The sequence below is a fragment of the Microbacterium sp. HM-570 genome, assembly GCF_054165885.1.
This window is the reverse complement of record NZ_CM135111.1, coordinates 3,218,360-3,231,327: the sequence shown is the minus strand read 5'-3', so window position 1 is coordinate 3,231,327 and position 12,968 is coordinate 3,218,360. Positions and strand designations below refer to the sequence as shown.

At 67.7% G+C, this 12,968-nt stretch carries 12 protein-coding genes and 1 tRNA gene; 4 read left to right on the top strand and 9 right to left on the bottom strand.

The features are described from left to right. Positions 1-20: 20 nt before the first annotated feature. The 3 genes from ACT9TC_RS15420 to ACT9TC_RS15410 are packed head-to-tail and all read right to left on the bottom strand — an operon-like array spanning position 21 to position 3,018. Positions 21-977, bottom strand: coding sequence for a type II secretion system F family protein (locus ACT9TC_RS15420; protein ID WP_458041325.1), 957 nt, complete (start codon positions 975-977; stop codon positions 21-23). Next, on the bottom strand, positions 974-1,831 hold the full coding sequence (locus tag ACT9TC_RS15415) for a type II secretion system F family protein (RefSeq protein ID WP_458041324.1): 858 nt from the start codon (positions 1,829-1,831) through the stop codon (positions 974-976). The genes ACT9TC_RS15420 and ACT9TC_RS15415 overlap by 4 nt, the downstream gene beginning before the upstream one ends. After that, complete coding sequence (locus ACT9TC_RS15410; protein WP_458042955.1) at positions 1,828-3,018, bottom strand: CpaF family protein; 1,191 nt, start codon at positions 3,016-3,018, stop codon at positions 1,828-1,830. Before ACT9TC_RS15410 ends, ACT9TC_RS15415 begins: the two co-directional genes overlap by 4 nt. Before the next feature lie 140 nt (positions 3,019-3,158). Here ACT9TC_RS15410 and ACT9TC_RS15405 point away from each other — a divergent pair, with 140 nt between their 5' ends. Then, on the top strand, positions 3,159-3,446 hold the full coding sequence (locus ACT9TC_RS15405; RefSeq protein ID WP_458041323.1) for a hypothetical protein: 288 nt from the start codon (positions 3,159-3,161) through the stop codon (positions 3,444-3,446). Between the two features lie 43 nt (positions 3,447-3,489). Here ACT9TC_RS15405 and ACT9TC_RS15400 read toward each other — a convergent pair whose 3' ends face one another. The 3 genes from ACT9TC_RS15400 to ACT9TC_RS15390 form a co-directional block, all read right to left on the bottom strand. Continuing rightward, positions 3,490-3,906, bottom strand: coding sequence for a hypothetical protein (locus ACT9TC_RS15400; protein WP_458041322.1), 417 nt, complete (start codon positions 3,904-3,906; stop codon positions 3,490-3,492). Positions 3,907-4,003: 97 nt separating this feature from the next. Continuing rightward, complete coding sequence (locus tag ACT9TC_RS15395; RefSeq protein ID WP_458041321.1) at positions 4,004-5,332, bottom strand: permease prefix domain 1-containing protein; 1,329 nt, start codon at positions 5,330-5,332, stop codon at positions 4,004-4,006. A 22-nt stretch (positions 5,333-5,354) separates the two neighbouring features. Continuing rightward, entirely contained in the window at positions 5,355-5,738 is a 384-nt protein-coding gene (locus ACT9TC_RS15390) for a PadR family transcriptional regulator (protein ID WP_458041320.1), read from the bottom strand. A gap of 105 nt (positions 5,739-5,843) precedes the next feature. Between ACT9TC_RS15390 and ACT9TC_RS15385 the strand changes: the two genes are divergently transcribed. Both ACT9TC_RS15385 and ACT9TC_RS15380 read left to right on the top strand, forming a co-directional pair. Then, a tRNA-Leu gene (locus ACT9TC_RS15385) sits at positions 5,844-5,925 on the top strand. Between the two features lie 65 nt (positions 5,926-5,990). Beyond that, positions 5,991-6,779 carry a DedA family protein gene (locus ACT9TC_RS15380; protein WP_458041319.1) on the top strand — a complete coding sequence of 263 codons (789 nt, stop codon included), beginning with the start codon at positions 5,991-5,993 and terminating at the stop codon, positions 6,777-6,779. A gap of 20 nt (positions 6,780-6,799) precedes the next feature. Here the strand turns inward: ACT9TC_RS15380 and ku are convergent, their stop codons facing one another. Beyond that, entirely contained in the window at positions 6,800-7,708 is a 909-nt protein-coding gene (gene ku / locus ACT9TC_RS15375; RefSeq protein WP_458041318.1) for a non-homologous end joining protein Ku, read from the bottom strand. A 189-nt stretch (positions 7,709-7,897) separates the two neighbouring features. Here ku and ACT9TC_RS15370 point away from each other — a divergent pair, with 189 nt between their 5' ends. Further along, positions 7,898-10,357, top strand: coding sequence for an ATP-dependent DNA ligase (locus ACT9TC_RS15370; protein ID WP_458041317.1), 2,460 nt, complete (start codon positions 7,898-7,900; stop codon positions 10,355-10,357). 154 nt (positions 10,358-10,511) lie between these two features. On the opposite strand, the gene ACT9TC_RS15365 is transcribed toward ACT9TC_RS15370, so the two are convergent. Together ACT9TC_RS15365 and ACT9TC_RS15360 are read right to left on the bottom strand one after the other, a co-directional pair. Then, entirely contained in the window at positions 10,512-11,993 is a 1,482-nt protein-coding gene (locus tag ACT9TC_RS15365; protein WP_458041316.1) for a purine-cytosine permease family protein, read from the bottom strand. Then, entirely contained in the window at positions 11,990-12,928 is a 939-nt protein-coding gene (locus ACT9TC_RS15360; RefSeq protein ID WP_458041315.1) for a nitrilase-related carbon-nitrogen hydrolase, read from the bottom strand. Before ACT9TC_RS15360 ends, ACT9TC_RS15365 begins: the two co-directional genes overlap by 4 nt. Positions 12,929-12,968: the final 40 nt, after the last annotated feature.

Sequence of the window (12,968 nt, the reverse complement as noted above, 5' to 3'; positions counted from 1 at the left end):
TCGATCCTTTCGTTGAGGCCTCAGCCGAGCCCGAGGCGCAGCATGAAAACACCCGGGTAAACGGCGTAAATGACAGACAGGGGAAGAATTAAGAAGACCAGAGGGATGAGCATCAGAATTTCGGACCGCCCGGCCCGCTCAATGAGTTCGTGCCGCGCGGCCTCACGCGCATCACCCGCCTGCGCCTGCAGCACCTGAACGAGCGGCGCGCCCCGCTCGATGGCGGCCACGAGCTGATCGACAGCACGCGAGAAAGCGGGCAACTCGAGACGACGCGACAGCGACCCGAGCGATTCCCCCAGGGACGACCCAGTGCCCGTCTCGAGGACGACCCCCGCAAGCTCGCGCGACAGCTCACCGCTACCGATCGAGCCGACACGACGCAGAGCATCGAGCAGGCTTTCGCCCGCGGCCAGACACAATCCCAAGAACTCGAGCACCGGCGGAAGTTCCTCCTGCAACCGCGCCCGCCGTGCCTTCGCGGCGCGTTGCAGCAGGGCATCACACAGCACGACGCCCGCGACCGCAGCGATCACGGGCACGGCCGCGGCCACGGGCGTGAACCGCCCCGCGACGGTCACCCCGATCAGCACGACGGATCCGGCGAGTAAGCCTCCGATCCCCCACGCGAGCTGCCGCGCACGAAACTCCTCGACACCGCCGGATCGTCCCGCCTGCGCCAACCGCCGCGCGATCGTCGCCGAGCTCCCGAAGAGTCCCGCGAACCGGATGCCCGCTGCCGCGAATGCTCGCCCGAGGGTCGGGGCGGCCCAGGCATCCGTCGCCAACCAGGGCGTGACGCCTCGGGGATCCGTCACCTCCCGTACATAGGGCGCGATGCGACGCTCGAGAGGAACCGCGCGCCACCGCGGCAACAGGGCGATCAAGAGCCACACGCCGAGTCCGAACGCCGTACCGAGCACGACGGCGAGCGCCATCGTGCTCACGGGGGCACCACCCATCGACACGCCGCTCACGCGAGCCACCTCCGTGGTTCCGGAAGGCGCCCCAGGCCGAGCATGAGCCGATAAGCCAGGACGGAGGCGAGCCCACCCGCGATCACGAGAGCGATGCCCTCGGGGCTGGTGTACGCACGGGCACCCTCTGGTCGCAGCGACAACAGCGCGAGGATCACCCACGGCGCGACGACCCCGAGCAGCGCAGCGCCCCGAATCCACGACTGACGCGCCTCGACCTCCGCCCTCAGCGCAGCATCCGCCCGCACGGCCGTCGAGAGCGCCCGGAGCACCCCGGGAAGTTCAGTACCGCCGACGTGCCGCGCCATCCGGAGCGTCTCGACGATGCGGTCGGCGATGGGATCGGCGAGCAGCGCCTTCAGGCGCAGGGCGCTGGAATCGAAATGACCGGAAGCCGCCATGTCGCGTGCGAATGACGAGAACGCGGGCCGCAAGAGTGGGGGCGCCGAAACCGCGAGGTTCGCGACCGCGTCGGGCAGGGACATCCCCGCCCGCACGGCCGAAACGAGGTGATCGCAGACATCCGACCACAGCCCACGCCGCGACCGGATGAGTTGGGTGCGCCGAGCGCGCAACCACAACACGGGCGCCGCCGCACCGAATGCCGCTGCGCACATCACAAGAATCGGCACGCCGAGTACGAGCCAGACCAGAGCCGAAGCGATTGCGGCAAGCAACAGCGACACGGCGACAAGAACACGAGGCCGCACGTGTGACATCCCGGCTTCGTCGAGCAGCCGCGAGAGCGCGCTCGCCCCCGCACGCGAGGGTCGTGACGGACGGCTCGGCCAGAGCCAGGGCGACAGCACCAAGAGCAACCCCGCACCGAGCACGCCGCCCCACAAGAACGTCACGCGTCGCCCCCGACCCGCTCGCCCCCGACCCGCTCGAACTCGACCGCTCCCCCGACGACCCGGCCCGTCGTTGCCGCGATCTCGCTCACTCGGCGCCGTCCGTCCGCCGAGCGCGAGCAGTGCACGACCAGGTCGACGCCCGCGGCAATAGCGGGCAGGACGAAGGATGAATCGATGTTTCGACCCGCCAAGAGCGGCAGCGCGGCGAGTTTGGCGAGAGCATCCTTCGCGGTGTTCGCGTGGATCGAGGCCATGCCGGGCACCCCCGTGTTGAGGGCCAACACGAGGTCGAGCGCTTCGGCGTCACGCACCTCTCCGATGACCAGCCGGTCCGGACGCATCCGCAACGCCTCTTTCACCAGACGCCGAAGCGAAACCTCACCGGTGCCCTCGAGGCTCGGCTGCCGTCCCTGCAGCGCCACGATGTCCGGAGCATCGACACCCAACTCGAATGTCTCCTCCACAGTCACGACCCGATGATCAGGCGGGCATGCCGCGATCAACGCCGCAAGCAGCGTCGTCTTGCCCGCGTGGGTGGGGCCCGAGACCAGGATGCTGCGCCCTCCGGCGATCGCATCGCGCAGCAGATCCGCGTCGTCGAGACGCAGCGACCCGAGGGCGACGAGAGCATCGAGGTCGCGATAGGCGGGCGTGAACTTGCGGATGTTGACCGACCAATGGCGTCGGGTGATATCCGGGATCACGACGTGAACACGGGACCCGTCGGGCAGCGACGCGTCCACGAAGGGTTGGCTGAGGTCGACCCGTCGTCCGGTCGGATGGAGCATCCGCTCGACGAGATCACGCACCTGCTCGTCGGTCAGGCGAATCAGCAAACGCTCGGAAACTCCCGCTCTGGCGGCGAATATCCGATCGGGGGCGTTGATCCAGATTTCCTCGACCCCGGGATCGTCCAGGTATGGCTGCAGCGCCCCGAACCCGGTGACCTGGGCCAGGGCACCGCGCACGCAGGCCACCTCATCCTCGACCAGAGGAAGACCGCGGGCGAGAGCCACGTCGTTATGGCGCCGCACCTCGGCGAGCGCGAAACGATGTGCCGCGTCGGGATCACGGGCTGGGTCGATGTGCTCGGCGCGAAGCCGGTCGCGCACCCGAGCCGCCACCACGGCCTCGGGAGCCGCATCGGGACGCGCGGCGGGGTGAGCGAGGGCGGGGCTCGGGGAGATCGACACCCGGGCATCCTCGCAAGATGCCCGCGGCTGCATCCGGAGTTATCCACAGACGCACCGAGAGGCGGCGCGTGGCGCTGCTCACAAACTCGCCCTGCAGGCTTGACCGCTCGCCGTCCGGTTGTTGGAATCGAGGCGTGGATTCCCTCGCCGTGCTCAGCGTCATCTTCGGGATGGGGCTGTTGACCTGGTCGGCGATGCTGCTGTCGGCCGCCAACGCTTCGAGCCGTCTTTCGGTGTGGGCGCGGCCCGAACATACCCCCGCACGCTCGACGGCGTTTCGTGCTGCGGGTGCCGGTTCTGTCGTATTCGGGGTCATCCTCTTCGGGCCCGCGATCGGAATCGGCTCAACCGCGATCGGCTTCGCGACCTTCGTGCCTGGGGCCATCATCATCGCAATGCACAACCGAGGACTCCAGGGCTGATACTTCACCGACCGCCGGTTCACCGACTGACGCGACGAGGCCGTCAGTCGACCGGCAGACCCGCATCGCGTCGCAGCACACCCAAGCACGCGAACGCGAGGGCGAGCTGCGCGATGCCCGTGCCGATGTAAATCGTGTGCAGGACCGAATAGACCGGAAGCAGCACGACCTCGATATAGATCCACAGCACCATGCCGAATCCCGCGACCGCATTCGCCAGAGCCGCATACGGGCGACGTAACAACAGCAGCACGAACGCGAGAGTCTGAGTGCCGCCGACCACGATGAGCAGGACCAGCCCGGCGCCGAGGTAGGTGAAGCCGCTGTCTTCCACCCACCACGCGGGCATGCCGAGCGACCCCGGTGTCATCAGTCCGACGCCGCCGCCAATCGCTGAGAGCGCGCTGAATCCCGCGACCACGAGAAGCAGGATCCGCCAGAGCCGGGTCGTGTCCATCACCTCGCCACCATGACCTCACGATAGGCAGCATCGCCATGCGAACGAATGCGTGAGGGCCGGGTTTATCCCTCGCTCGCACGTCCGGGTGCTCGCCGGATCAGGCGAAGCCGAACAGCGCCGGAACCACCAGCACGACAACCGCCGCCCACACGCCGAATACCGGTAGATACGACGTCTGCCAGCGGACCAGGCGCGACGCGGGTGCGCGCCCGATCAGAAGCCGAATCGACAGCCACGCCGTGACCGCAAGGTTGACGATCAGCAGCGCGTTCAGACCGATCGCGGCGATGCGGTTCGGCGTGAGTCCGAGCTCACCGATACGGCCGACGAGCGAGCCGAGCACCAAGGCATCGAGCACGAGTGCCGCCACCACCGCGACGAGACGGATGACGTCCATCACTCCCGCGCGCGCCGCTTCGGGCCGGGCTGAGAGCCCGTAGAGCACCAGTCCGAGCACGACGAGCAGCAGCACGTCGAATCCCGTCAGCAGGTCGCGGTCGAACTCACGACCGATGCCGGCGACGGCATAGAGCACCGCGGCGGCGACGAGCATGACGGCGAACAGCGGCGTGAAGATCGCCGTTAGCACGGGAGCGATGTTCTCAATCACGCTCTTCTTAGCCTCGACGAGCCAGGCCGCGACGATCACAGCGGCAGCACCGCCCGAGGGTACGGTCCACATATCCAGCCCGCTGATCGATTCAGGCGCGATCGGCGAGATCACCAGAACGGTCAACCCGACCAGCACCCCGCCACCCAAAGCGATCAACACGAGGTAGATCGCCCACTCCCCCGTGAACCGGATGAAGTCCATCCGCCGGGCGCTCGTCCGCCACTCCGAACCGACATACGCAGCGCCCGCGACGAACCACAACACGACCGGCAGATGTATCGCCACGAGGGTGGCGGTCGACGACGAATCGTCGAACGGCAACACGTTCACGCCGACCGCGAGAATCGCCACGATGCCGCCGAGAACGGCCGCTCGCGATCGAGTGACACCACGCGTCCACGCGAGGTACCCCGCCAGCACCGGAAGCACGAACAGACTCACGTTGCGCGGAAACCACGAAGCCATGCCGCCGTCACTCCCCGCCGCGATCCGCCCGACCTGAATCGCCACGGCAGCGAAGACGGCGAACGCGATCATGACGACGAGCGGATGCTTCGCCCTGGCACCCTCAGCATCCACCTCGGGAGCGAGCACCAGGTGCTTCCACAAACGGTCGCCGTGCTCGCGGGCAAACTCCGCGGTCAGGCGGTCCGCCGCCCCGAGGCGCTTCAGCGCAATCAAGAACGCCTCGTCTTCACTCAACCCCGACTCGGTGAGATCCTCCGCCTGATCGCGCAGGTGCTCCTCGAGCTCATCCAGATCAGCCGAGTCGATCACCCGTCCGCGCGCCAGCGAAGCACGCCATTGCTGCACGCCGTCATCCAGCGCCCCCACGTCACGCCCCCGCCACGGCGATGCCGCCAGGAAAGTTGCCCGGAAGGCTGCCTGGGGCTGCCAGGCCCCAGATGCCGCTCAAAGTGCGGGTTGCGGTGGCCCACTGCCGGCGCTGCTCGACGAGCTGTGCGCGTCCGGCATCCGTGATCCGATAGTTGCGACGGCGGCGACCCTCGGGCGAAACACCCCACTCGGCCTCGACGTGCCCGAGGCGATCCAGCCGGTGCAGCAGCGGGTAAAGCATGCCGTCCGTCCACTCGAGTTCACCTGCCGACAGCTCGCGGACGCGCTTCAGAATGGCGTAGCCGTAGCTCTGCCCGTCATTCAGGATCGCGAGCACGAGTGGTGCTGCCATCGCGGCGACCAGGTCTTTGTCGATGTTCATGGGACCTCCTACCCTTGCAGAACTATACATTGTGGTTCTATGTATAGAACCGCGAGTATTCACCTCTCGGGAATGGTCGAGGGGATCGGTAGACTATTGAGTCTCGCGGGAGTGGTGGAATTGGCAGACACGCAGGATTTAGGTTCCTGTGCTTTCGGGCGTGTGGGTTCAAGTCCCACCTTCCGCACGGGGCTGACTCTTCGCACATCCGCGAGGCGGGCGACCTGCCCCAGAACGACGGGAAAGTAACTCGTGCAGCCTGCAGCCCTCATCCCCTGGCTCGATCCCGAGACGTTGATCGCTGCGGCGGGCCCCTGGGCCCTTCTCGTGGTCTGCTTCATCGTCTTCGCCGAGACCGGCCTGTTGGTCGGCTTCCTGCTGCCGGGCGACACGCTTCTGATCATGGCGGGGCTGCTCTCGCACGCGAGCGATGTCGCGCCGAACGGCGTCTTCGGAATCAACGTGTGGTGGGTCGCGCTGCTCATCGCGCTCGCAGCTTTCCTCGGTGGTGAGGTCGGGTATTACATCGGCCATAAGGGCGGCCCCGCGATATTCGAGCGCAAGGAATCCGGGCTTTTCAGCCGAAAGAACGTCGAGCGGACGAACGCCTTCTTCGCCAAATACGGCGGTCTCACCGTGATCATCGCGCGCTTCGTGCCGATCGTGCGCACCTTCGCCCCGGTGGCGGCGGGCGTCGGTCATATGCCGTGGCGCCGATACTCGCTCTACAACTTCATCGGCGCGATGATCTGGGGCTTCGGGCTCACGATGATCGGGTATGTCATCGGATTCATCCCCGGGCTCGGAGACTTCGTCGCGGAGTACATCGACGTCATCCTGCTCGCCGCTGTGGCGGGAACGCTCCTCGTCACGGCGTACCACTACTTCAGCGAACGCCGGAAGGCCAAGAAAGCCGCGGGCGAGGATGTCCTCACGGACGCCGTCGAAGCTCAGGAACTCGTGCTCGAGCCCGAGGTGTTCGAGAAGGCGCCCGAGATCGGCCACCACGACTCACACAGCGAGCACCGCCCCGGCGCATAGGGCCGCGCGTCAGGTCTCCGTCAGGATGCCTTCGCGGCTTTGTTCTTCGGCGCCGACTTCTCGGCGGTCTTCGCGGTAGGCTTCGAACCCGCCCCTGACTTCTTGGCAGGCGCATCCTTCTTCGTCCCTCCCCCTTCGCGCGCGGCGCGGGACCGCTCGACGCTCGCGCGGAGGGCGTCCATCAGGTCGATGACCTCGCCACCCTTGTCTTCTTCGGCCGCCCCGCCGAAGGTCGCGGATGTGTCGAGGGTGTCCCCTTGCTCGAGCTTCGCCTCGATCAGCGTCTTGAGTTCGCGCTGGTAGTCGTCGACGAAATCGTCGGGGCGGAAGTCCTCGGCAAAGCTGTCGACGAGACTCGCCGAGAGTTCGAGCTCCTTCGCCGAGATCTTGACGGGCTCGTCGAGCGCGGGGAAGGATGCCTCGCGCACCTCGTCCGACCACAGCAAGGTCTGCAACACGAGCACGTCGCCCCGCACCCGCAGCGCCGCGAGGCGCGTCTTCTGGCGCAGCGTGAACCGCACGATCGCGGTGCGGTCGGTCTCTTCGAGCGTCCGCCGCAGAAGGACATAGGCCTTCGGTGACGTCGAATCGGGCTCGAGAAAGTACGAGCGGTCGAGCATGATCGGATCGACCTGCCCGGACGGCACGAACTCGACGACCTCGATCTCGCGACTGCGCTCGGACGGGAGCGAGGCGATGTCATCCTTCGTCAGAACGACGGTCTGCTCGCCGTCGTCGAACGCCCGATCGATGTCGGCATAGGGTACGACCTCGCCGTCGATCTCGCAGATGCGCTGATACCGGATGCGTCCGCCATCCGCCGCGTGCACCTGGTGCAGCGAGACGTCGTGATCCTCGGTAGCGGCATACACCTTCACCGGCACGTTCACGAGGCCGAACGCGACGGCACCCTTCCAGATCGCTCTCATGTGACCAGTACACACCCCTGCCGCACGCGGATGCCAGCGCTTGACATCCGCTCCCGGCACCCGCCGCCCAGGTCCGCCGCCACACCCGCTCCCCTGGCACAAAACGTGATGCGCACGCGCGTTACACCGCATCTACTGCCAGGCGAGCGGTTCCGGAGGTCGAGAGAGGAGGACGAGTAGCCTCGACGCATGGCGGGAGAGCAGGTGGTGCGTGTTGCGGGGCGCCGCCTGCGCGTGACCAACCTCGACAAGGTGCTGTACCCCGAAACGGGCACGACCAAGGGCGAGGTCATCGCGTACTACACGCGCATCGCGCCGTTCCTGATCCCGCACGTCACGGGGCGACCCGTGACCCGCAAGCGATGGCCGGATGGCGTGGGCACGGCGGAGCATCCCGAGTCCTCATTCTTCGCCAAAGACCTCGAGGCCGGCGCACCCGACTGGGTTCGGCGCACGCCGATCGAGCACTCGGGCGGGCCGAAGGACTATCCCCTCGTCGGGGATGTCGCCACGCTCGTCTATCTCGCGCAGGTCGCGAGCCTCGAGCTGCACGTGCCGCAGTGGCGCTTCACCGCGGACGGCGCCCGCGGCAACCCCGACCGGCTGGTGCTCGACCTTGATCCCGGTCCTGGAGTGGGGCTCGCGGAGTGCGCCGAGGTCGCGCGCTGGTGCCGCGAGATCCTCGCCGGAATGGGCTGGGACGCGCACCCCGTCACGAGCGGGAGCAAGGGAATCCATCTCTACGCCGCGCTCGACGCGAGACAGACGAGCGATCAGATCTCGGCGTTCGCCAAGGAGCTCGCGCGCGCCGTCGAGGCGGACCATCCCGACCTCGTCGTCAGCGCGATGAACAAGGCCGCGCGCCCCGGCCGCGTGTTCATCGACTGGAGCCAGAACAACGGCGCCAAGACGACGATCGCGCCGTACTCGCTGCGCGGACGCCTGCGCCCGACGGTCGCCGCTCCTCGAACATGGGACGAGCTCGAGGACCCGGGCCTGGCGCACCTCGAGTTCGCCGAGGTGCTCGAGAGGGTGGAAGCGGATGGCGACCCCCTCAGCGCACTCGGCTTCCACGCGGGCGGTCGCGCCGCGGACGACGGACCCCTCGCCGTGTATATCGCCAAACGCGAGGCGGGCAAGACCCCCGAACCGGTGCCGGCCAACGCGCTGGGCGCTTCCGAGGCATCGGGGGAACGCCCGCGCTTCGTCATCCAGGAGCACCACGCGACTCGCCTGCACTGGGACCTGCGCCTCGAACGCGACGGCGTGCTCGCCAGCTGGGCGGTGCCCCGCGGCATCCCCCCGACCGCCGGGCGCAACAACCTGGCCGTGCAGACCGAGGACCACCCCCTCGAGTACGCGGAATTCGAGGGCACGATCCCGGCGGGCGAGTATGGCGCGGGCTCGATGACGATCTGGGACGACGGACGCTACGAGCTCGAGAAGTGGCGCGACGACGAGATCATCTTCACCCTCAAGGGGCGTCCCGGCGGCCCGCTCGGCGCGGTGCGCCTCGCACTCATCCGCACGGACGGCGACGGCGAGAAGTCGACCTGGCTGCTACATCGGATGAAGACGGATGCCTCGGGCCAGCCGCAGCCGGAAGGCACGCCCGTCATTGCCCTGGACGAAGAATCACCGCCACACTCCGATATCCCCTCCGGCGAGCGCTTCAGCCCGATGCTCGCGACGGGCTCCACACCCGGGCTCGCGGCCGGGTCGATCCGGCGTTGGTCGGCACGCGCCGGCGCGGAGCCATGGGTCGAGTTCAAGTGGGACGGCATCCGTGCCCTCGGCGTCTGGGATGGCGATGTGCTCCGCCTCATCGGTCGTCGTGGCACCGACATCACCGCGCGCTACCCCGAACTCACGGCCGAGTCGCTCGGGCTCCCGCCCGAACCCGCGGTGCTCGATGGGGAGCTCGTCGCGCTCGATGAGACGGGTCGACCCAGCTTCTCGCTTCTGCAGCACCGCATGAATCTGGTCAAGGCCCAGGACATCGCCGCCGAGGCCCGGCGCACTCCGGTGACGTACTACGTGTTCGACATCATCGAGCACGACGGAGCGGATGTTGCGGCCCTCCCCCTGCATGAGCGTCGGGCTTTGCTCGAACGTGTCGTGACGGATGCCCGACCTCCGCTGTCTGCGCCGCCCGTCTTCGACGATCTGGACGCCGCCCTCGCGACGGCTCGCGAGTTCGGCCTGGAGGGGGTGATGGTGAAAGACCCGGCGTCGGCGTATCGCCGCGGCATCCGCACCGAGTCGTGGCTGAAGCTCAAGCTCACACACACGCAGGAGGTCGTGATCGGCGCCATCAGGCCGGGCCGCGGTGGCCGGAGCGGATCGATCGGGTCACTGCTGCTCGGTGTTCCGGGTCCGGATGGGCTGCAGTACGCAGGGCGTGTCGGCACCGGTTTCAGCGATGCGACCCTCGCGCGGCTCACGGAGGCGTTGACGCCGCTGCGAACGAATACAAATCCGTTCGTCGGAGTCCCGGCGGCGGATGCCTCGGACGCCCTGTGGGTCCGGCCGGAACTCGTCGCCGAGGTGGAGTTCGCCGAGTGGACCCGGGATGGGTCGCTGCGTCATGCGCGCTGGCGGGGCCTGCGTCCCGACAAGGACCCCGCCGACGTGGTGCGTGAGGGCTGAATCAGCGTCGGATCTGCGGGAGTGGAGGACTTCGGCACGGGATGAGGATGCTTCAAGCGCGATACTCCTCTCCCGGCGCCGAAGTCCTCCCCCGAGGGCGAAGCAGGCGGCGGTCCGGTCCCCGGCGCGACAACACCAGGGACCGGCACAGCCCTCAGCCGCGAGCCTGGTCGAACGAGACCGAACGAACGCCGAACGCGTCGCCCTCTTCTGCAGCGAGCTCGCGCTCCGCGGAGAGGTCCAGCCCCCGGGCCAGAAGCACGTAGGCCAGTGCGGATGCACCGAGGCCCACGAACAGCGCGATGTCGATGCCGCCGATGGCCTGCGCGAGCGGCCCGACGAACCATGTCGTCACGACGAACGGGATCATGGCCGCGATGCCGACGAGGTAGGCGACGATGCCGCGCCATCCCCACGCGCCATAGATGCCATGCGGGCGGAACATCTCCGCGATCGCATAGCGGCCTCGGCGGATGAAGTAGAAGTCCATGAGGTTCACCGACGTCCACGGGACGAGCACGTAGAGCAGAATCACGAGGAAGCTGCCGAACGAAGCCAAGAACTCCCCGGTCGAGAACACCGCGCCCAGAAGGCCCGCGAGGGCGACGATCGTGCACGCGACGATGCGTGTCCTGCGTGTCGGCCGAACGGTCGCAAACGAGTCAGCCACGGTGATCAGTTCAATGCTCGCCGCGTAGATATTGATCGTGATCACGGTGATGAGGGCAGGCAGGGCGCTCCACAGCAGGACAACACCCAGGCCGGGCAGGAGAGCATCGGCCGTGGCGGCGATCGCCTGCACGGGATCGGCGTCGGAGAAGAGCGAAGCGACGAATGCACCCAGCGCCATGAGCCATCCGGCGCCGACGATGACGCCGGAAGAGGTGTAGAACAGCGCCTTTCGTGGGCTTGTCTGGGGCGGAAGGTACCGGGAGTAGTCGGAAACGTAGGGCGCCCAGCCGAGCGCATACGCCGCTGCCGCCGCGAACTGGACGAGGAACGCGGGCCCGTTGAATTCGCCGAGCGACAGCGCGCCGTCGGGCAGAGGAAGAACCACCACGGCGACGACCGTAAACACGCCGAACGTGGCTAGGAAGAGCCAGGTGAGCCACTTCTGCACACGGTGGATCCAGTGGTAGCCCACGATCGCGAGCGTCAACGAGAGCGCGGTGATCAGGATGTACCATCCTGCCCCCGCGTCGACCCCTGTCGTCATCGTCAGGACTTCACCGGCGAGCAGTTGATTGAAGATATTGAAACCAACGATGCTGGCGATCACGACGAGGCACACTAGAGCCACGCCCCGGTAGCCGAACTGCGCCCTCGACTGGATCATCTGCGGCAGTCCCAGCTGCGGGCCCTGCGCCGAGTGGAACGCCGTGAACACGGTCCCCACGCACACGCCGGTGATGATCGCGAGCAGAGACACCGCCAGGTTAGCCCCCAGCGCCACGCCCACCATCCCGGTAGCCAGTGTTGTGAGATTGGCATTCGACATGAACCAGAGCGAGAAGAGGCTCGACGGTTTTCCCGTCCTCTCGGATAGGGGTACCCAGTCGATCGATTTCACCTCGATGCCCGCGGTCGTGGGCAACGCCACTTCGGTCTGTTCGATCTCAGGTCGGGGCTCGTTCATCGTTGTCCTTCTCGGGTGTCGGGTGCGGATGGCTCATAGATCTCGGGGCGTCGGTCAGCGAAGAGGTCGTTCCACGGCCCGAGTGCCTTGTGACCGGGCGTGATGTCCAGCACCGCATCGGCGCTGCCGCGGACGCTGTCGGCGACGACCCAGCCGTCGCCGTCGATCACCGCCGTACCGCCCGTCCAGACGACCCCACGCTCGGCGCCGTGGCGATCGGCGACGACCCAGCCGTCGCCGTCGATCACCGCCGTACCGCCCGTCCAGACGACCCCACGCTCGGCGCCGTGGCGATCGGCGATGACGGTGGGCAGCCTCGAGGAGCGTGCGGCCGCCATCGCCTGAACGGTCTCGGGCGGGCGTTCTCCGCGCGGGCGGGGCACAAGCGGCCAGTTCACCGGCAGCGCGAGGATGTCGGCACCGGCAAGCGCGAGCCGACGAGGCACCTCGGGGAACTCGTTGTCGTAACAGATCGCCACACCGACACGCCCGATCGCGGTGTCCACGACGGCGCCCGCCGTCGGTCCCGGACGGAATATCATCGACTCGGCGCTCCACAGATGCGACTTGGCGTAGACCGCCTGGATGCCGTCCTGCGTGATGACCGCGGCACTGTTGAAGAGATCGTCGCCGTCACGCTCGCAGAACCCCACGACCGCGACGGTGCGTGGGCCGATCGCGCGGGAGAGTGACGCGAGCCGTGTGTCGGACCGCGACATCCCGAGCCCCCGTGCCTCGGCCCGGTCGACGAAGACGTACCCGCTCGTGGTCAGTTCGGGCGCGACGACGAGTTGGGCGGTATCGCCCGCGACGTGATCGAGCGCTTCGGCGACGCGCGCGATGTTGCCGTCGACGTCGCCGAAGCGGATCGTCGGGCTGACCGCAACCGCGCGCACCCTGTGCGACGCGGGGTCACTGGCGTCCTCGTGCTCCATCGTCTCTCCTTGTCCTGGAAGCGACCGTCCGGCCGCCCGC